Origin of the sequence: Acinetobacter sp. BHS4 (genome assembly GCF_018454425.1) — a bacterium.
GTDB classification, from domain to species: Bacteria; Pseudomonadota; Gammaproteobacteria; order Pseudomonadales; family Moraxellaceae; genus Acinetobacter; species Acinetobacter pittii.
This window is the reverse complement of sequence record NZ_CP075323.1, coordinates 3,445,314-3,464,612: the sequence shown is the minus strand read 5'-3', so window position 1 is coordinate 3,464,612 and position 19,299 is coordinate 3,445,314. Positions and strand designations below refer to the sequence as shown.

16 protein-coding genes and 2 tRNA genes are annotated in these 19,299 nt (G+C 41.0%); 8 read left to right on the top strand and 10 right to left on the bottom strand.

Annotated elements, in window-relative coordinates:
- The first annotated feature begins 133 nt into the window (after positions 1-133).
- Positions 134-262: a hypothetical protein gene (locus tag KIP84_RS16635; protein WP_213688938.1), complete on the top strand. Its 129-nt coding sequence runs from the start codon at positions 134-136 to the stop codon at positions 260-262.
- Between the two features lie 158 nt (positions 263-420).
- Here KIP84_RS16635 and KIP84_RS16630 read toward each other — a convergent pair whose 3' ends face one another.
- The 3 genes from KIP84_RS16630 to KIP84_RS16620 all read right to left on the bottom strand — a co-directional run bounded on the left by KIP84_RS16630 (position 421) and on the right by KIP84_RS16620 (position 2,658).
- On the bottom strand, positions 421-753 hold the full coding sequence (locus tag KIP84_RS16630) for a HopJ type III effector protein (RefSeq protein WP_002114866.1): 333 nt from the start codon (positions 751-753) through the stop codon (positions 421-423).
- 250 nt (positions 754-1,003) lie between these two features.
- Positions 1,004-1,258 carry a type B 50S ribosomal protein L31 gene (locus KIP84_RS16625; RefSeq protein WP_002114896.1) on the bottom strand — a complete coding sequence of 85 codons (255 nt, stop codon included), beginning with the start codon at positions 1,256-1,258 and terminating at the stop codon, positions 1,004-1,006.
- Positions 1,259-1,359: 101 nt separating this feature from the next.
- Positions 1,360-2,658, bottom strand: coding sequence for an AarF/ABC1/UbiB kinase family protein (locus tag KIP84_RS16620; protein WP_130120453.1), 1,299 nt, complete (start codon positions 2,656-2,658; stop codon positions 1,360-1,362).
- A 256-nt stretch (positions 2,659-2,914) separates the two neighbouring features.
- On the opposite strand from KIP84_RS16620, the gene KIP84_RS16615 reads away from it, so the two are divergent.
- A complete protein-coding gene (locus KIP84_RS16615) occupies positions 2,915-4,162 on the top strand; it encodes an SfnB family sulfur acquisition oxidoreductase (protein WP_213688937.1) in 1,248 nt (415 codons plus the stop codon).
- Positions 4,163-4,194: 32 nt separating this feature from the next.
- Complete coding sequence (locus KIP84_RS16610; RefSeq protein WP_005301987.1) at positions 4,195-5,445, top strand: acyl-CoA dehydrogenase family protein; 1,251 nt, start codon at positions 4,195-4,197, stop codon at positions 5,443-5,445.
- Positions 5,446-5,478: 33 nt separating this feature from the next.
- Here KIP84_RS16610 and abeM read toward each other — a convergent pair whose 3' ends face one another.
- Both abeM and KIP84_RS16600 read right to left on the bottom strand, forming a co-directional pair.
- Positions 5,479-6,825, bottom strand: a complete 1,347-nt coding sequence (gene abeM, locus KIP84_RS16605) for a multidrug efflux MATE transporter AbeM (RefSeq protein ID WP_191900543.1) — start codon at positions 6,823-6,825, stop codon at positions 5,479-5,481.
- Between the two features lie 33 nt (positions 6,826-6,858).
- Positions 6,859-7,320: a DMT family transporter gene (locus KIP84_RS16600; RefSeq protein ID WP_213688936.1), complete on the bottom strand. Its 462-nt coding sequence runs from the start codon at positions 7,318-7,320 to the stop codon at positions 6,859-6,861.
- 116 nt (positions 7,321-7,436) lie between these two features.
- On the opposite strand from KIP84_RS16600, the gene hemW reads away from it, so the two are divergent.
- Complete coding sequence (hemW, locus tag KIP84_RS16595; RefSeq protein ID WP_213688935.1) at positions 7,437-8,591, top strand: radical SAM family heme chaperone HemW; 1,155 nt, start codon at positions 7,437-7,439, stop codon at positions 8,589-8,591.
- Between the two features lie 46 nt (positions 8,592-8,637).
- On the opposite strand, the gene KIP84_RS16590 is transcribed toward hemW, so the two are convergent.
- Positions 8,638-9,393: an SDR family oxidoreductase gene (locus KIP84_RS16590; RefSeq protein WP_213688934.1), complete on the bottom strand. Its 756-nt coding sequence runs from the start codon at positions 9,391-9,393 to the stop codon at positions 8,638-8,640.
- Between the two features lie 112 nt (positions 9,394-9,505).
- On the opposite strand from KIP84_RS16590, the gene KIP84_RS16585 reads away from it, so the two are divergent.
- Positions 9,506-10,402, top strand: a complete 897-nt coding sequence (locus tag KIP84_RS16585; protein ID WP_213688933.1) for a LysR family transcriptional regulator — start codon at positions 9,506-9,508, stop codon at positions 10,400-10,402.
- A 63-nt stretch (positions 10,403-10,465) separates the two neighbouring features.
- On the opposite strand, the gene KIP84_RS16580 is transcribed toward KIP84_RS16585, so the two are convergent.
- From KIP84_RS16580 to KIP84_RS16565, 4 genes are all read right to left on the bottom strand, one after another.
- Positions 10,466-10,541, bottom strand: a tRNA-Lys gene (locus tag KIP84_RS16580).
- 22 nt (positions 10,542-10,563) lie between these two features.
- A tRNA-Lys gene (locus KIP84_RS16575) sits at positions 10,564-10,639 on the bottom strand.
- Positions 10,640-10,823: 184 nt separating this feature from the next.
- Entirely contained in the window at positions 10,824-12,665 is a 1,842-nt protein-coding gene (locus KIP84_RS16570; protein ID WP_213688932.1) for a long-chain-acyl-CoA synthetase, read from the bottom strand.
- Between the two features lie 191 nt (positions 12,666-12,856).
- The gene (locus KIP84_RS16565; protein ID WP_213688931.1) at positions 12,857-16,180 is read right to left on the bottom strand and encodes an Rne/Rng family ribonuclease; all 3,324 of its coding nucleotides are present in this window, start codon (positions 16,178-16,180) and stop codon (positions 12,857-12,859) included.
- Positions 16,181-16,901: 721 nt separating this feature from the next.
- On the opposite strand from KIP84_RS16565, the gene KIP84_RS16560 reads away from it, so the two are divergent.
- The 3 genes from KIP84_RS16560 (at position 16,902) to KIP84_RS16550 (ending at position 19,275) form a co-directional block, all read left to right on the top strand.
- Positions 16,902-17,834 carry an RluA family pseudouridine synthase gene (locus KIP84_RS16560; RefSeq protein ID WP_005079237.1) on the top strand — a complete coding sequence of 311 codons (933 nt, stop codon included), beginning with the start codon at positions 16,902-16,904 and terminating at the stop codon, positions 17,832-17,834.
- Positions 17,831-18,505: an HAD-IA family hydrolase gene (locus KIP84_RS16555; protein ID WP_213688930.1), complete on the top strand. Its 675-nt coding sequence runs from the start codon at positions 17,831-17,833 to the stop codon at positions 18,503-18,505. Before KIP84_RS16560 ends, KIP84_RS16555 begins: the two co-directional genes overlap by 4 nt.
- A 74-nt stretch (positions 18,506-18,579) precedes the next feature.
- Positions 18,580-19,275: a YafY family protein gene (locus KIP84_RS16550; protein WP_002114898.1), complete on the top strand. Its 696-nt coding sequence runs from the start codon at positions 18,580-18,582 to the stop codon at positions 19,273-19,275.
- Positions 19,276-19,299 lie beyond the last annotated feature (24 nt).

The window sequence follows — 19,299 nt, the reverse complement described above, 5'->3', positions numbered from 1 at the left end:
ACGGCCTCCGTTTTACGATGTTCTCTCATACCATTTGTGTAGGCCTACCTTACTTTTGAAAGATCAAAAGTAAGCAAAAATCTTTTGTTTCGCTGATGCCACATCCATGTAGCACAGCAAAACTGCGGCATCCATGCCGCTTGTCACGATAGTAAATGATGAATTAAAAACTTCTGATTTATTTGGGGATTTGATACGCGTTAAAGTCATCAACAGCCTGACTGAAATTAGCTATATATTGTTTTTGCAAGATATGGGATAAGTGCAAACAGATAACAGGTTCTGTTGATGAAAATGGTTTTGCCTACTTTTCCCAAAAGAAAAGTAGGTCGAGCCGAAGGCTAATCTAGATATAGAACGTCACTAAAAAAACTCTGTTGTGACAATCTTCTAATTTAAGACATTACTTACTAGCACTTATTATTTTTCAGTTAAAGCCTGACCTTCAAACTTCACACCATCCCAACCATTTTGCATAAACTGACGAATATTTTGATGATCAGTTCCTTCTGGTGTAGCCAATACAGATGCGTAGTGTTCTGCAAATAAACTCAAAGTTTGTGCTTGGTCTAAACCTTGTAACTTGGCAAAAGAGAAAACTTTTGCACTGCCTTGATTTTCAGTAGCAGCATTATGCTGTGCACCATTTTGAAAAGCCGTTGGAGTATGTTGGTAACGTGCTTCAATATGAGCTAAAACGTCTGAAAATTTTGCTGTGCCTGCTTGTAATTGGGCAAGTAACTCTTGTGCCATAATCTTAAACTTCCTATCAAATGGGGCTTAAGCATAGCATTGAATACATGCTTTGAAAGCTTGGCAATTATAAAAATTGAGGAGTTATTGAAAAAAATCAGAAGAGTTTTTAGACAACTTGTGGATAAGTTTTCTTTTATACACAGTTTAGAAAAGACCGAAAAACATACATAAAAAAAGAAGCCTAAGTGGAGGAGATAGTCTTAGGCTTCCAATGATTTAAGTGTATTGATCAAATCTTAACGCAAGATTAACTCTTACGATTAAAGCGAGCGAAGCGTTTATTGAAGCTTGCTACACGGCCTTCGTTACTTGCTTGACGTACTTCACCTGTGTAGAAAGGGTGTGAGGCACTTGAAATATCAAGAGTCACATAAGGATAAACTTTCCCTTGATATTCTTTGGTTTGTTTAGACTGAAGAGTACTACCAATTAAGAAGTACACGTCTGCATTGGTGTCATGAAATAACACTTGTTGATAAGCAGGATGAATATCTTTACGCATGAGAGATTGTCCTAAATTATTTTTGATTAAAGAAATGTTATAACATAACGGTTATAAAGTCAATGTAACCTCTAAAAGGCTACATTGATCAGTAAATTAAGTTAGTTAGAAGGCGGTACAAGCTCTTCAAATAGATCGTTTAGATTGTCATGAACTTTTAAGTGAATTAGGTTCCAGTAATGTCCTGAAATGGTTCTGTTGACCATTAAAGTATCTGGTGATGGTTTAAAGACATCCCAATACTTCAAAGATTTTTTCACGAGTAACATGCCATCATGATGTGATGAATTCTCTGCAAAATCATAAGTGGTGGTAAGCGGGCGTAATAATACTTCAATCCAGAGTTTATATAGATCACTCGGGAATTTGCCTTTTTCAGCCAGGGAATGTAGTTCAAATAATTCTGTTTCGATCAAATCGATATTTTCATGGCGAGCTGCATTTACTAAGCGTTTAAAGTGCTGCACGATTTCATTAGAAAGCGTTTTAACACTGCCATAGTCATAAATAATGACACTGCCATCTTGGCGAAAAGCAAAGTTACCCGGATGAGGGTCACAGTGAAAACGTTTTAAAAAGAACATTTCCTGACCTAAAGCACGAATCAAGCGACGTCCAATGGTATTTCGAATTTCAATAGGCCAAGCGCTAGCAGTTTCAATGCTGTCACCTTGTTCGAGACTCAAGGTTAAAATGCGTCTTGAAGAGTAATCTTTATAAACGGTCGGGATGATAATTTTGTCATCTAACTGACTATGGAATGTTTTGAAAACTTCAAGGTTTTGAGCCTCGATTTCATAGTTAAGTTCTGCTGAAAGACTATCTTGAATCTCTGCAAAAAGCTGATCTTGTAGCTTTTTATCAATCTTAAGTACGCCCATTAAACGAAGTGCCAAACGTACTTGTTTTAAGTCACTTTCACAGGCTTCATCAACACCCGGATATTGCACCTTAACAACAACTTGCTCGCCACTTGGCAAGACAGCTTTGTGAACTTGTCCAATTGAAGCAGCTGCAAAAGGTTCTTGATCAAAAGATTTAAAGGCAACATTTAGCGGCTTTCCAAGTTCACGTTCAACTTGTTGTTGAATAGCAGCAAAGGGCATAGGTGGGGCTTGGCGCTGTAACTTAGAAATTGCTTTAGCGACCTCGGGTGGGAAAATATCTTTATACTGTGATGCAATTTGGCCAACTTTCATGACGGCACCTTTCATTTCACCTAAGGTGTCGGCAATTTGCAAACCAATATCCTGAAATAACTTGGTTTTTGAAGCTAGCTTTTGCTCTTCGTCTGCGGTCAAGTTTCGAATCGAGTTAGAAACGGTTTTCGTTGCAATGCTCGCGGTCATTCCTGCAAGTTTCATAAATCGTTTGCCGGGTGAACTTGCATTCTTTGCCATATCTTCGATACCTCATTGACTACAACATAATATTGCCTAGTTTTGATCATAGGTGACAAAGCTTAAAAAGCCTATATGAAATTGTTTATCTCATGTAAGAAAATTTTCGAAAAACAAAATGTTATTTTTATAGTAAAAAATATGAAAAGCTTGTGAAAATCCATTTCATAAACAAAGCTTTAATATCTATAAAGTGCCTATTTTTTTGGTGGTAATGTGAATGGCAGGTTAAATAAAAATAGAGATAACAAAAGTTATGACAAGTTTAAGTTCGGCCCATGGGCGGTCTCAGGCGGTTCCTTTATCTGTGTTTGAGCAGTCAAAAGATGCGCATATTATTCGTTCTGATGAAGAGGCAATTGAGCTTGCCAAACAACTTGCTCAAGAGTTTGCACAAGAAGCATCTGAGCGAGACAGAGAGCGCCGTTTACCCCTAAATGAAATTCAACAGTTCTCACAAAGCGGCTTATGGGCCATTACGGTTCCTAAGCAATTTGGTGGTGCACAAGTCAAATATCGAACTTTGGCTGAGATCATCAAAACAATTGCGAGTGTTGATCCATCTCTTGCACAGCTTCCCCAAAATCACTTGGCTTTTATTGAACATTTGCGTCTTGATGCAGGCCCAGAACAACAACAGTTCTTCTTTAATTTAGTGTTGAGAGGAATTCGTTTTGGCAATGCATTTTCGGAAAAACATAGCAAAACGGTGGCTGACCTCACTACCACATTAAAAAAGACCGAGCACGGTTATGAAATTAATGGGAAGAAGTTTTTTGCAACAGGCGCATTGCTGGCACATTGGGTTCCAATTGTCGCTGTGAATGAACAAGGGCAGCCTTATGCGGCGCTAGTTCCTCGGGAAACTTCAGGAGTGAATATTATTAATGACTGGTCTGGTTTCGGGCAAAGAACCACAGCCAGTGGGACCGTTGAACTTAATCAAGTTCCAGTACGTGAAGAATATCTCATTCCAATTTATCAGGCTTTCGAACGTCCTACACCAGCAGGTGCAATTTCACAATTTATTCAAGCTGCTGTCGACGCTGGTATTGCGCGTGGTGCAATTGAAGAAACAATTCACTATGTCAAAAATCATAGCCGTGCATGGGTCGATTCAGGTTTGGAAAAAGCCAGTGATGACCCCTATACGATTGCAAATATTGGTGATTTAAAAATAAAACTGCGTGCAGCAGAAGCAGTATTAGATTTAGCAGGAGATGCGATTGATCAAGCGATTGCCGACACAACAGAAGAACATGTAAATCAAGCGACATTGCTAGTTGCTGAAGCAAAAGTACTCACTACAGAAGTTGCGATTTTAGCAGCGAATAAGCTTTTTGAGTTGTCTGGAACACGTTCTACTTTGTCAGAGCTTAATCTGGACCGCCATTGGCGTAATGCGCGTACTCACACCTTGCATGATCCAGTACGTTGGAAATATCACATTGTCGGTAATTACTACCTCAATGGCATCCATCCACCTCGTCATGCATGGAGCTAAAGTGAAGAAAAAATAAGATTAGGAGAATAAAGATGACAATTACGCAAATTGAATTAGAAGAGCTATCGGTAGGCGCCGATTATGAAAAGGTAGCAAGTAGATTTCGTCCAGTTTTTGAAAAAATTGCCCAAGGTGCAATTCAACGGGAAAAAGAACGAATCTTACCTTTTGAACCGATTCAGTGGTTAAAAGAACTCAAATTAGGTGCAGTACGGGTACCCGTTAAATATGGTGGAGATGGGGTGTCATTGCCACAACTTTTCCAGCTTCTAGCAGAATTGGCGCAAGCAGACTCGAATATTGTGCAAGCGTTGCGTGGACACTTTGCTTTTGTCGAAGACCGTTTGGTTGCGCATAAAGAGCATTCGCAGGAAGTCTGGTTTCAGCGTTTTGTACAAGGTGATTTAGTTGGAAACGCATGGACCGAAGTTGGAAATGTACAGATTGGTGATGTCGTTACCCGAGTAACCAAAGATGCTTCGGGTAATTTAGTGGTGAATGGCGAAAAGTACTATTCAACAGGAAGTATTTTTGCAGACTGGATCGACTTATTTGCTTACGATGAAGTGAATGACCGTCATGTGATTGCTGCTATTTATCGCCATGAAACTGGGGTTAGTGTGATTGATGATTGGGATGGCTTTGGTCAAAAGACAACGGGCAGTGGTACTTTAAAAGTGCATCAGGTGCATTTGCCTGCTTCACATCTCATTCCATTTGATCAACGTTTTAAATATCAGACCGCTTTTTATCAGGTTGTCCACCTTGCAACTCTAACAGGGATTGCACATGCTGCGGTCGAAACTTTTAGCCAAGAAATACGTGAGCGAAAGCGTATTTTTAGTCATGGTAATGGGGACCTTGTTCGTCACGACCCACAAGTTTTACAGGTGGTGGGTAAAGCCTCGGCTCAAGCCTATGGAAGTCTAGCAATTACGATTAAAACAGCAGAAGCCTTACAGAAGGCTTATGAAAGTCACTTTAGTGAGTTAGAGGTGAAAGAACATCAGTTTAATGTAGATGCAGAACTTGAGTCGGCACAAGGGCAGGTGGTGATTTCTAATTTGGTATTGGATTTAACCAGCCAGTTATTTAACGCTTTAGGTGCATCGGCAAGTAGTCAGGTCAAACAACTTGACCGTTTCTGGCGCAACGCACGAACAGTCTCTTCTCATAATCCACTCATTTATAAAGAAAAGGTGATTGGCGATTGGGAAGTGAACCGTACCGATTTACCCTTTGTCTGGCAAATTGGAGCAAGCCCGCGAGCAAAGTCTGCATAATGAAAAAAAGCCGATGAAACATCGGCTTTTTTATTAGGTCTGGCTTAAACGTTTGGTATTTAAATAAAGCCGTGAGAGTAATAAAACACAAGCAATGCTTAAACCAATAATTAAACCTAGCCAAACACCAGCAACGCCCCAATGGGTATAACGTGCTAAATAAAGCCCAATAGGGAAAGCAATCACCCAATATGCCATGAGCGTAATCCACATGGGTGCTTGAGTATCTTGCATACCTCTTAAACAGCCTGCGGCACTTACTTGTAGTGCATCCATCAATTGATATGCCATTGCAAACCAGAGTAAATACATCGCAACAGGAGCTACGTTTAAGTCTTGAGTATAAATCGAGATAATTTGTTCACGGCCTAGAGCAATAAAAGTCATGGTTAATATGGCAAAAAATATTGCTGTGCTGAGCCCAATTTTTTGTACTTGGTACATTGAAGCCCAGTTCTTTTCACCATAATAAGTACCGACACGGATGGTTAAGGCAATGGCTAGTGAAAGCGGAATCATAAACAGCACAGAGGTAACGGAAATTGCGACTTGGTGTGCAGCAATAAACACTTCACCCAGTGGGCTAAGGACCAATGCCCCTGTACTAAAAATGCTAATCTCAAAGAACACAGCTAAACCGATTGGTAGACCAAGCTGTAAAATTCTTTTAACTAAAGCCATATTAATTTTATCAAATCGGCCAAAAATAGACGTGTTTTGATAAGCCGAAGCTTTATAAATATAGCCTGCTAATGTAATCAACATGAGCCATTGTAAAATGGAGGTTGCAAAACCACAGCCAGCGCTACCTAATGCAGGTATTGGCCCTAATCCATGCATAAAGATCATGTTAAGAGGGACCAATACAACTAAAGCTAATAGGCTAATAGCTGTAACAGGGCGTGGATGGCCTAATGCTTCTGAATAGCCACGTAGCGCTGCGTACATAGTCACAGCTGGCATACCTAAACCAATTGCATGCAAGAACAAGCTTGCTTTAGGTCGTAAGCTCTCTGGTACGCCGAACACATGCAAGAAAAACGGCATAAGCTGCAAAATGAGCATTGCCAGTACACCTAAAATGACAGCAACCCACAATGACTGACGAACAACGACAGGGATCTGCTCTGTATTTCTTGCGCCTTTTGCTTCAGCGACCAAAGGTGTTGTTGCAATCATAATGCCGCTGAACAGGAGCATGATTGGAACCCATAAACCGACCCCTACAGCAATTGCTGCTAAATCGGTTGCAGATAAATGCCCAGCCATAATAGTGTCAATTAACCCGAATCCTGCTTGAGCAAACTGGGTAATTAAAATTGGTAGCATTAAGTGGAAGAGTTGTTTTAATTCAGCCCGAAAAGATGTGACATTCGACACAAAAGGTACTCTTTTTAAATATAAAAAATGAAGCTAACGCTGCAAAGTGAGTACCACACCAACAAAGATGATCACGCCACCAAGAAACCGTTGCCATGTAACAGGTGTCTTTTCTGTACCTAACCAGCCAAAATGGTCAAGCAACATTGAAATGACCAATTGCCCAAAAACGACTAGCCCTGTAAAGGTTAAAAAACCAAGTTTAGGTGCAGTATAAATGCTCATGCTGATTGCATAAACCCCAAGAAATCCTCCCGTCCAAAGAAGCCATGGAATATTTGATATTTCACTTAAAGTGGGCTTCTCGGCACTTTGAAAGAAAACCATAATGGCTAAAACAATTGTACCTATGAAAAATGATAATAAAGCTGCCTGCAAGGGTGAGTGTAGTTGCTCGCGCAGTTGAGCATTGATTGCAGTCTGAAAAGCCATGGCAACACCGATTCCCATAGCTAGAGGTAAGATCAGGAAAAGTTGACTAGAGAATTTCATCATTTTTATCAATATTTAAGTATGTTTAAAAACAGTCTAAAGCAATTAAGGTATGTTTTCATAAGCCCATTGATGCAGTCATGTTAAAATAGAAATATTGTGTAAATTGGACTTGTTCCTTGGCCGTATTAAATCCTGCTTCTGTTCCTTTATCTTTATATATCCATATGCCTTGGTGCGTGCGTAAATGTCCATATTGTGACTTTAACTCGCATGCCGTACCAGATGGAGCGCTTTCGGCAGAACTCGAGCAAACCTATTTAAAAGCATTGGTGGCCGACTTTGAAACTCAAGTTGAGATGGCACAGGGACGTTCAATTCACAGTGTATTTATTGGTGGTGGAACGCCTTCACTGATTTCTGCCAAAGGCTATGCGTGGCTGTTTGAACAGCTTAAGTCATTACTCAAATTTGAAGATGGCTGTGAAATCACCCTAGAGGCAAATCCCGGAACACTAGAACATGACCCGTTTGCAGGCTATTTAGACGCAGGTATTAATCGTTTATCGATTGGTGTGCAGACTTTTAATACAGAGCACTTGCAAAAGCTTGGGCGTATTCATTCAGCCAACAATGCTATGGATGCAATTGAGCAGGCACGACAAGCAGGCTTTAAGCGTGTTAATGTCGATTTAATGCATGGCCTACCTGAGCAAACGCTAGAACTAGCGCTGTATGATTTAAAGGTTGCTGTAGAGCATGGCGCGACACATATCAGTTGGTATCAACTTACTATTGAGCCAAACACCGTATTCTTCCGTACTCAACCCGTTTTACCTCAAGATGAAGTGCTAGAAGATATTCAAGAGCAGGGAGAGGCTTATCTAAAAGCCAATGGTTTTATAAACTATGAAGTGTCGGCTTGGCGTAAAGAACAACCTTCAGCCCATAATTTAAATTATTGGGAATTTGGTGATTACCTTGCAATTGGTGCAGGCGCACATGGCAAAGTGACACAACCAGATGGGGTGTACCGTTTCCAAAAAACTCGTTTGCCAAAAGACTATTTGGCTAAGGTTCCAGCCGAACATTTGCAAATGAAAAAGATTGAGGCAGAAGAGTTACCTTTTGAGTTCATGATGAATGCTTTACGTTTAAATGATGGTGTAGAAGCTGAGCTATATGAGCAGCGCACAGGTTTAAGCCTAGATCACTTAAATGAAGTACTCACTTCACTACGAGCTAGAAAGCTATTGGTAGAGGATAACGCTCGTTTGGCTTGTACTGAGCAGGGGCATATTTTCTTAAATTCGGTACTAGAAGAGTTCTTGTAAAGAAGCAAATTAAAAAGCCACACATTGAGATGCGGCTTTTTTGATTTTAGCGAGTGGTATAGCCGCCATTTGCAAAAATTGTTTGACCTGTAATCCACCAACCTTCGGTTACCAGAAAGCGAACTAAAGGTTCGATATCTTCAATTTTGGTGAGTCCACCTAAAGCTGAAGCGGACTTATGATAAGCGACTGCTTCGGCAGATTCCTGACCATAAAAGAACGGTGTATCCATGGGTCCAGGTGCAACAGCAGTCACAGAAATCTGACGGTCTCCAAATTCTTTTGATGCAGCACGTGTGTAATGCTCAACAGGTGCTTTTAAACCTTCATAGGTTGAATAGAGTCCAGTATAGGCTGCAAGAAGAGAAGTCACGATTGAACAAATCTTTCCACCATCATTTAAATGACGACCCGCCGATTGGATAAAGAAATAGGCAATTTTTGAGTTGATATCGCTCATGCTATCAAACTCTTGTTCTGTGGTATCTAAAAAAGATTTCTTTAAAACCTTTCCAACTGTATTGATCGCAATATCAATTCCGCCAAAATGCTGCTTAGTGTCTAAGAAGAGCTTTTCGATATTATCAATATCCGTTAGGTCTGCCTGAATTAAAACGGCATCTACACCGAATGCTCTTACATCTGCGAGCGTCTGTTCAGCATCTGCTTGAGTTTCAGCGCTATTGTAGTGAATTGCGATTTTTGCGCCTTGTTCTGCAAATTTACGGCTAATCAGTCCACCTAAGTTTTTTGCGCCGCCTGTAATCAATACAACTTTATTTTTAAGAGTATGAGTTGCCATGATGGTTGTTCCTATGATGACTTGTTTTAATGTGTTTTTAGTCTAGATTGGCGGTAATTTTTGATCAATTATGCTAGTTTGGTTTAACTATTCAAAAAATACGAACAATTAAATGGATCGGTTGCAGCAATTTTTTATTTTTACAGAAGTCGCTAAGCGACAAAGCTTTAGTGAAGTGGCAAATCAGCTTGATTTACCTCGCTCGACAGTAACGAGCGCAATTCAACAGCTAGAAACTCACTATGGGGTACGCTTATTTCATCGAACTACGCGTAAAGTTAGCCTTACCCAAGATGGACAACGAATATTACCTGAGTGTCAAAACCTATTATTTGATTATGAACAGCTTGAACAGCTTATACAGGCACAAAAACAGCATTATCGTGGCACGCTAAAAATTTCAATGCCCAGCCGAATCGTACATCAAGTGATTATTCCTGAACTTCCCGATTTCTATAGGCGTTATCCAGATATCCATTTACAACTTCATAGCTCTGATGACATTACTGACTTAATCGAGAAAGGAATCGATTGTGTTGTTCGGGTGGGGCAGTTAGATAATAGTAGTTTGATCGCGAAGTTCGTTGGGAACTTGATTATGGTGAACTGCGCAAGTGCTGACTATTTAGAACAGTACGGTATTCCTGAACAATTAGAAGATCTATCTCAACACAAACTCATTAACTATGCGGGAGCCGTAGGAGAAAAACAGGGCGTATTCTTATATCAAGATGGAGCTGTGATGATGGATAGTGCTTTAAGCGTAAATAATACGGAAGCCTATATTGCAGCGGCTATTGCAGGTTTAGGAATTATTCAACTTCCATACTACGATGTTCAGGATAAAATCGAGCAGGGAACTTTAGTTGAAGTACTAAGTGCCTATACCGCTCAATCACTTCCACTTAATATTTTATATCCGAATAGAAGTTATATTCCTAAACGTTTGGAAATCTTTATGGAATGGGCTAGGGATGTTCTATATAAGAAGTGCATCGTCATCTTTTAGTCATAAAACTAAAATACATTAACAATAAAAAAAGCCTCTCGCAGTGAGAGGCTTTTTAGAATTTGGTGGGTCGTCCGCGACTCGAACGCGGGACCAACGGATTAAAAGTCCGCTGCTCTACCAACTGAGCTAACGACCCAAATAGGTTCAAAACAGATAAGTGGTGGGTCGTCCGCGACTCGAACGCGGGACCAACGGATTAAAAGTCCGCTGCTCTACCAACTGAGCTAACGACCCTGAACAAACATTCAAATATCATTTGAATGTGAAGTGCAAGATAACTAAAAGTTTTCTAACACCACCTTTGTTTTGATGTCGCGTATTTTAGCAAGTTATTCAACTAACACAAGAGGAAATTTAAAAACATTTGCATGATTGCCTATAAAAAGCACGATTTCCTCTTGTTTAGCTAAAAAATGAACTAAAAACGGTATTTATATGCCTGAATGTTGTCAAAAATTTCAGTTGTGATGTCACAGTAACTGCTTGCACCAGGCAATAAAGCGAGTAAACGTTCAGAAGTTTTGCTTGGATTAAACGCATCTTCCTTCAATTTATTCTTTTGGTACTTAAAAGTACCTGTAGTTTCAACTTTAGCTTGTATACGTAAAAACACTGGTACCGCATAAGCAGGTAAGCATTTTTTAAATACAGTCACCATTTCTGTTAAATCAGCGTCATTTAACTCGGCACCATCAGCAAGTGTGATTGCTGCCATACCTGCACGACCATTGGTATTTGGAATTTCTACACCATAAACGACAGCTTCAGCAATCTTGTCATATTCACACACCATGTTTTCAACTTCGGTGGTAGATACATTTTCGCCTTTCCAGCGGAAGGTATCACCTAAGCGGTCAACAAACTGGGCATGACGGAAACCAATATTACGAACAAGATCACCTGTGTTGAAATATGAGTCACCCTTTTTGAAGACATCTTGCATAATCACAGATTTGTTCTTTTCTGGGTCGGTATAGCCGTCAAATGGAGAGCGACTGGTAATTTTACCTACCAATAAACCGACTTCACCCGCTTTAACTTTTTTACACCAGCCATTTTTATCGCGTATCGGTTCATTTTTCTCTTTATCAAACTCAATAATTGCGTATGGCGTAGGGGAGAAGCCTACTGTGTTGTCAAAGTTGAAAATATTACTAAAGCCAACGTTACCTTCACTTGAGGCATAAAGCTCAAGAACTTCTTGAACGCCAAAACGTTGTTTGAATTTATCCCAGATGTTTGGACGCATGCCGTTACCAATCATTTTGGTTACACGGTGAGCACGGTCAAGCTCTGTAGTCGGAGCATCCATCAAGTAGCGGCAAAGTTCACCTACATAACCGATTGCAGAGGCATCAAACTTCTGAACATCTTTCCAGAAAGCACTGGTTGAATATTTACGTCGAATGGCAAGGGTAGAGCTTCCTGCAATCACACCACACCAGCAAACAACCACGCCTGTTGCATGATACAGCGGCAAAGTTACATACATCACATCATCTGGACCAAGGTTTAAAATGTGGCCATAAGTGCCATATGCGAGTGTCCAGCGACTATGTTTAAAAATAACTGCTTTTGGTAAGCCCGTTGTACCCGAAGTATAAATATAAAACAGACCATCATTACCATGAACGGAATGTGTGGTCGATGGATTGAATTTCGGGAATTGATCAATTTCTATTGCAAGATTGGCATAACCTTGAGGTGCTGTTCCGGCATCTTGACGAGTAGCCTGATCTGCAAACCAGTGGAAACGTTCTTTAGGAACATTTAAGTCTTGACGAATTTCATCGATTGCAGCACGGACTTCTTCACCCGCAATGACTGCAATTGGTTTTACAAGGTTGATACTATGAGCGAGGACTTTACCGACTTGAGATGTATTCACAAGCGCAATCGTTACCCCAATTTTAGCTAAGCCCACAATAGTGGCAATAAGCTCAGAACGGTTCTCAACCATTACGGCAATCACATCACCTTTACGTGCGCCGAGAGATAAATAATAGTGAGAAATCTGGTTAGCCCATTCATTTAAAGCTTCGTATGAGTAACTTTGATCTTCAAATAATAAAGCAATACCTTTCGGATTCCGCTTAACAGCTTTCTCAAAAGCTACACCTAATCCAGTTGGTGTATTTGCTGTTCTTAAATAAGCCTGTTTAAGACCATTCAGGATATGGGGTACTTTGGGAATGAAGCTAGGAAGTCTGGTGGCAACATCCCCAAGCGTAATGATATCGGTCTGTGTTGTCTGGCTCATATCAATCCTATTTATTTTTCGATCAATCCAAAAAAGGTTGCGTTGGCAAAAGTACAGTATTTTTCATGGTTCACCATGCTTTTAAAACTTTTCTTCTAGTGCAATCAACCTAATTGGTTAAAAATAACAAAAAAAACCTAGTCATCGAAATGACTAGGTTTGTTTAAATTAGCTGCAATTGAGCAAATGATTTACTCAGCTACAGGATTTGCTTTCTTTGGTGGACGGCCGCGAGGGCGACGAGGACGACTTGGTTTGTCCTTATCAGCTTTAGAATCTTCCGATTCACTCTCGGCAGGAGCTTCAGTTGGCTCTACAGCTTGTTCTGTAGCTGCTTTGGCTTTTGCAGCTGCTTTTGGCTGTTTTGCAACCGGAGCTTCTACTGCAGGTTCAGCTGGTGTCTCTTCTACATTAGCTGCTACTTCAACTTGCTGATCAAGCTCAAGCGGTTGTTGTTTTGATTCAACAGGTGCTTGTGTTTCAGTAGTAGGAGCAACAACGGCTTCTTCCACAGTCTCAGCTACAGGGGCAGCTTCTTCTGGTGCAGAATGTTGTTGTTTAACTTGCTCAAAAGCTTGTTCAGCTGCAAGTTTCGCTAAACGACGGCGTTCACGCGGATCATTAGCAACACGTGGTGTCGCTTCTTTTGGTGGCGTCAACGGAAGTACTGGCGCAGGTTCTGCTTCTTGTGAAGGCTTATTGCTTGGAAGCTCGGCATCACGAGTAACAGGCTTTTTGTCTTCAGCTTCAGATGCGACTTCAGTCACTAGAGTACTTGCATATTGCTCTGCAAATTTCTGCAATGCACGATTGAATGTTGGAACTAAACCAAACTGTTCAATCAGTACTGTGCAGTCTTCACCGTAAACATGACGGATCAAGCTACCAATTGTATATTGCGCCAACGTTGGAATTTGCGATGGGGCAATTGATGGTGCAGTAGCTTTAGCACGTTTTGCATTGCGTTGTTCACGGCGACGCATACGAGGATCATTACTTGCACGTTGAACTTGCGGTTGAGTTTTCTCAGCCTTTGGTTGAGGAGCTTCTGCTTCAGCAGTTACCGTCTCTTCCACTGCCACAACTGGTGCTGGAGCTGGTTCTTGAGTAGCTTCAACAACAGGTGCTTTTTCAGTACGTTGAACAGGTTGCTCAGGCGTTAAAGCAATAATTTCGCTTTGTGCTTGATCAACATTGATGACTAAGGCTGTATTCATGACTTCATGCTGTGGAGCATCAATCAAATCAACCTTAATTTGTTTTTCATCAACAACTGCTGGTGCCGGCGTATTTTGATTTTCATTTAATACGCTTGGATCGCGGTGGCGATTCGGGCGGTTTGGACGTTGTTGATTATTACGGTCACGACGTGGTACAGCATGTTCAGCTTGTTGCCCATCATTTTGATGTTGCGCATGCGGCTGATCTTGTTGTTGACGCTTTTGTTGACGTTTTAATTCACGTTGCTCTTGGCGTGATAACTGTACAACCTCTTCATGAACCTGTTGTTGCTGTGGTTCTTGATTGTGGTGATGTTGATGTTGTTCACGTTGCTCTTTGTGCTTACGTTTTTTGTTGTTTGGACGCTGCTGTTGTACTTTATCGTCTTTTTCAACATTCTCACGTGCTTCCTGCTTAACAGGAGATTGAGAAATATAAGCATTGTTAGATGGAGCCGAAGTAACTTCAGCAACTGCTGGTGCTACAACTTGTCCAAACTGCCCACGGCTAACAGCGCCAGTATTCACCATTTGTTCAATTGCGGCAGCAGCATTTTGTGCTGAGCGAGATTGATCAACTGTTTGAGCTTGTTTTTGAACAAAAAGGTTTTCTAACCATGCACAAGGGCTTGCTGCTTTTTGAGCGCTTGCCTGAGCAGCAGGTTGAGCCGCTTGATTTGCTTTCTTTTGATTAGCTGCGTTATTGGCAGCAGGGGCTGCATGAGTATGGCTATGATCAGCTTCTTCTAAATGCCATTCAGAAGATTCATAACCTAACTCTTTTTCACTTGAACGAGTTGCTTCAGTACGTTCGTAGCTAGATGGTGCAAATCCATCTGGATTGTACTGAATTTCGTAGTGAGGGGTTTCTAAGTGCGGGTGAGGTAAAACAGTCACACGAACACTAGAAGTTTGTTCTAAATAAACAAGACTATGACGTTTTTCATTGAGCAAGAATGCTGCAATTTCAACAGGCACTTCTACTTGTACTTCACCATGACGTTCACGAAGCGCGATCTCTTCTACTTTACGCATAATCGAAAGTGAAAGTGAGCGTAGGTCACGAACCATGCCTGTACCATGACAGCGTGGGCACACATAACCTGTTGCTTCTTCAAGAGATGGACGTAAGCGTTGACGGCTCATTTCCATTAAGCCAAAACGAGAAAGTTGGCCAAACTGAATACGTGCGCGATCGCTTTGTGTTGCTTCACGAAGTTTTGCTTCAACCATACGTTGGTTGCGCTCTTTAGTCATATCGATGAAGTCGATTACAACTAAACCACCAATGTCACGAAGACGAAGTTGGCGAGCAATTTCTTCTGCTGCTTCTAAATTAGTATTAAGCGCAGTTTCTTCAACGTCATGTCCACGAGTTGATTTCGCAGAGTTAATGTCGATTGAAACTAAAGCTTCGGTCTGGTCAATCACGATTGAACCACCAGAAGGAAGTTTTACTTCACGCTCGTAAGCAGTTTGAATTTGGCTTTCAATACCAAAATGAGCAAACAATGGCTCGTTTAAAGTATAAGTTTTGAGTTTGTCTAATTGACGTGGCATTACTGCTTTAACAAAGTTATAAGCTTCGTTATAAGCCTGTTCGCTATCAATTAAAATTTCTGCAACATCATCACGTAAATAATCGCGGATAGCACGAGTAACAACACCAGCTTCTTGATGAACCAGCATTGGAGAAGGACCAGAGCTCGCTGTGCCTTGGATTTGTGCCCAAAGGTCAAGCAAATGCTGTAAGTCTAACTGTAATTCTTCTTGGGTACGGCCAATACCAGCGGTACGTACGATAACGCTCATACCACGCGGTAAATTTAAAGAAGCTAGAATTTCTTTTAACTCTTCACGTACAGAACCTGAAATTTGACGACTAATACCGCCACCTTTCGGGTTGTTTGGCATAAGAACCAAATAACGTCCTGCAAGTGAAATAAAGGTAGAAAGGGCTGCACCTTTATTGCCACGTTCTTCTTTTTCGACTTGAACAAGTAATTCAGTACCTTCAGTGATAAGTTCACGAATGTTTGAAGTTTGTCGTGGGTCTGCTTGGAAATAACTGTTAGCAATTTCGCGCATAGACAAGAAGCCTTGACGGCCTGCGCCGTATTCAACAAAAACAGCTTCTAAAGAGGGTTCTACGCGGGTTACATGGCCTTTATAGATATTGGATTTTTTCTGTTCTCGGGTACGATTCTCTAAATCAAAATCGTAAAGACGATTACCAGTGATAAGTGCAACGCGGACTTCTTCTGCGTGAGTTGCATTAATCAACATACGTTTCATGGGTGTGACACCTAATAGTGACCCACACAAACATATCGCACAAACTTAAAGGTTCTGAACGAACATCGAACATGACGGATCATTTCCCAGATCTCAAAATATTTGTGGTCTGAGTCATCTGTTACCGGCTACATTTAGCCTTAGCTTCGATTCTCGTCTGTGATGTAGGCAATACTGCTTCAACCTTTAAATCGGACTTCCTTAGTGCTTCACTGGCGGGTGAGCGGTGCATTGGTTAATGACTTTCACTGTCATTGGGCGCGAAGTGACTTCTTTTTGGAAGTTTGATACGGAATGCTCATCGTATCGGTGCTTTCGGCAGTTCCAATGCATCAACGCTTTAGCCTGAAGGCAACATTAAGGAGCGATTTGTCTGATGTGTATCAGTTTACGTTCCATAACCAACTAGAGTTGGTAACATATTTTTTTGAACAAACTGAATTAAACGCAACAGTTTGTCATTTTGCCGATATAATAAGCCTTCGGCGTCGGCATAATTCTTTAGGACCAATCCGAGCTGGTGATGAAAGCATCATTTTGATTGAGGTTTCAATCAGGGAAATTCCCTATTAGATGTTCACTTACGGCGGTATCCGTGCGCTGACTATATCAAACCTTGCAGCATCTGCCTATGGGCTAAGCTTAGATTTCTTGTGAAAAAACTAAGCTAATCGGTCATTTATTAATCAAATTTAGCAAAATTTCAGGTTTAAATATTAGTATGAATTCTACACAGCAATGGCAAAGTGTCACTTGGTTTGAGGTGGATGAACATCAAGCAGGACAGCGAATTGATAATTTCCTGTTTTCGCGTTTAAAGGGTGTACCTAAGAGTCGTATTTATCGTTTGATTCGTGAAGGTCAGGTTCGAGTAAACAAAAAACGTATTAAAGCTGAGACCAAATTAGAGATTGGAGATCAGATTCGTGTTGCACCTATTCGCTATGAACAAAAGGATGAAACCGCTGCTCCTGTGAGTGATGGTGTAGCACAGAGCCTACTCAGCCGTGTGGTTTATGAAGATGAAGGCTTGTTAGTCATTAATAAACCATCAGGTATTGCTGTACATGGTGGTAGTGGTGTGGCGTATGGTTTGATTGAGGCTTTACGCGCAGCGACAGGTAAAAAATATTTAGAACTAATTCACCGCATTGACCGTGATACCTCTGGTCTGGTCATGATTAGCAAAAAACGTAGTACTTTAAAGCTGCTACAAGATATGTTGCGTGAGCACAAAATTCGTAAGACTTATGCGGCAATTGTAAAAGGTCAGGTGAGTCTCGATAAACAACTCATTGATGCTCCTTTATTTCGTTACGAGTTAGCCAATGGCGAGCGTCGTGTACGTGTGTCCAAAGAAGGTAAGCCAAGTAAAACCGAATGGGTGGTTGCAGAGCGTTTTAAAAATGCCACTTTAGTTCATGCATCGCCGTTATCAGGCCGTACTCATCAAATTCGTGTACATGGTTTAAGTATTGGACACCCGTTGTTGGGTGATGATAAATATGGACACACCACTGAGTACACAGGTCCGCAGGCACGACGTTTATGTTTACACGCGATGCGTTTAGATATTCCGGGTTATCCACCGATTGAAGCGCCGTTACCAGAAGACATGACCCAGTTATTAAAGGCTTTGAGAGTAGCAAAATGAGTCTGAAAACCGAATTAGTAATTTTTGACTGGGACGGAACTTTATATAACTCTGTTGGCCAGATTGTTGCGAGCCTACAACATGCAGCAGAGCAACATGAATTGTCTCTAAGCGATGAAGCTGCAAAAAGTATTATTGGGTTAGGCTTGCCTGAGGTGATGCAGACCTTATTTCCAGAAGCGCCAGAATTGCATGACTCGATCTTAAAGGCATATGGCGATCACTATATTGCGAACTCGACTAGTGACGCATGGTTTGAGGGTATTTCTGAACTACTCCATGATTTAAAAGCCCAAGGTTTAAAGCTTGCAGTTGCAACGGGTAAAAATCGCCGTGGGTTAGACCGTGTAATCGCAAAAACACAAAGTACTCATCTTTTTGATGTGACTCGGGCAGCCAACGAAACACGTTCAAAACCAGATCCGCTCATGCTGCAGGAAATATTGACTGTAACTGGTGTGAATGTTGAGCAAGCGGTTATGATTGGTGACAGCAGCTATGATCTTGAGATGGCACAGCGTTTGGGTATGCCGCGTATTGGAGTAGGCTATGGCGTACATTCTGTTGAAGTTCTGCAAAAGTTTCAACCTTTAACGATTGCTAAAGATGTACAAGAGCTTCACAGCTTTTTGAGAGGGTATGCTCAGTTATCTACTGTAGATGTCGCTTAAATTGAAATAGTATTAAAGAGGGAATACGTTCCCTCTTTCTTTAAGCTGAATAACAAAACAATAAGAAGAGAAAAATGAGCCGTTCAATTCGTCTATTAAATCTTTTACAACAGCTCCGTGAAGCCCGTTACCCAATCACAGCACAAGTCTTGGCTGAAAGCCTAAACATTAGTGTTCGAAGTGTCTATCGAGATATTGACAGCTTACGTGAGCAAGGTGTAAGAATTGATGCCTCAGCAGGCTTAGGTTTTCAGCTTAAAGAAGACATCTTATTACCACCGGTTACTTTTAATGAGAATGAAGCCGAAGCTCTATTTTTAGCTTTAGAGTGGTTGAAAGACGTTCCAGATCAGGCAATGAAATCGGCAGCCGTTTCAATCTATTCTAAACTTTATGCAGTTCTACCTGAGCACCGGAAATATTTGATCGATGACATGACGCTAGGCGTTACACATTACTGGCATCCGGTTGATGAAGCTTTAGTAGAACAAGTACGTTTAGCGATTCGTAAACAAGTAAAAATAAAAGTCGATTATTGCGATGAACAAAAACGGTTAAGTGAACGTTCACTTTGGCCTTTTGCTTTAGGGTATTTACATGACAAAGTTGTACTTGCTGCTTGGTGTGAATTACGGCAGGCATTTCGCCATTTTCGGATAGATCGTATCCATGACTTGCAAATGAGTGAGGAAATATATCCTGAATTTAAAAAACATCTGTTTCAAAGATGGTGGAAACAAGAAATGCAAAGGACTACTGACAAAAACTGACAAAAGTTATTTGTAAACTAAGAA

Excerpts from the sequence above, each read along its gene's own strand:
- KIP84_RS16635 (WP_213688938.1), top strand. The coding sequence starts at position 134 with ATGCCGCTTGTCACGATAGTAAATGATGAATTAAAAACTTCTGATTTA.
- KIP84_RS16630 (WP_002114866.1), bottom strand. The coding sequence starts at position 753 with ATGGCACAAGAGTTACTTGCCCAATTACAAGCAGGCACAGCAAAATTT.
- KIP84_RS16625 (WP_002114896.1), bottom strand. The coding sequence starts at position 1,258 with ATGCGTAAAGATATTCATCCTGCTTATCAACAAGTGTTATTTCATGAC.
- KIP84_RS16620 (WP_130120453.1), bottom strand. The coding sequence starts at position 2,658 with ATGGCAAAGAATGCAAGTTCACCCGGCAAACGATTTATGAAACTTGCA.
- KIP84_RS16615 (WP_213688937.1), top strand. The coding sequence starts at position 2,915 with ATGACAAGTTTAAGTTCGGCCCATGGGCGGTCTCAGGCGGTTCCTTTA.
- KIP84_RS16610 (WP_005301987.1), top strand. The coding sequence starts at position 4,195 with ATGACAATTACGCAAATTGAATTAGAAGAGCTATCGGTAGGCGCCGAT.
- KIP84_RS16600 (WP_213688936.1), bottom strand. The coding sequence starts at position 7,320 with ATGATGAAATTCTCTAGTCAACTTTTCCTGATCTTACCTCTAGCTATG.
- KIP84_RS16590 (WP_213688934.1), bottom strand. The coding sequence starts at position 9,393 with ATGGCAACTCATACTCTTAAAAATAAAGTTGTATTGATTACAGGCGGC.
- KIP84_RS16585 (WP_213688933.1), top strand. The coding sequence starts at position 9,506 with ATGGATCGGTTGCAGCAATTTTTTATTTTTACAGAAGTCGCTAAGCGA.
- KIP84_RS16570 (WP_213688932.1), bottom strand. The coding sequence starts at position 12,665 with ATGAGCCAGACAACACAGACCGATATCATTACGCTTGGGGATGTTGCC.
- KIP84_RS16565 (WP_213688931.1), bottom strand. The coding sequence starts at position 16,180 with ATGAAACGTATGTTGATTAATGCAACTCACGCAGAAGAAGTCCGCGTT.
- KIP84_RS16560 (WP_005079237.1), top strand. The coding sequence starts at position 16,902 with ATGAATTCTACACAGCAATGGCAAAGTGTCACTTGGTTTGAGGTGGAT.
- KIP84_RS16555 (WP_213688930.1), top strand. The coding sequence starts at position 17,831 with ATGAGTCTGAAAACCGAATTAGTAATTTTTGACTGGGACGGAACTTTA.
- KIP84_RS16550 (WP_002114898.1), top strand. The coding sequence starts at position 18,580 with ATGAGCCGTTCAATTCGTCTATTAAATCTTTTACAACAGCTCCGTGAA.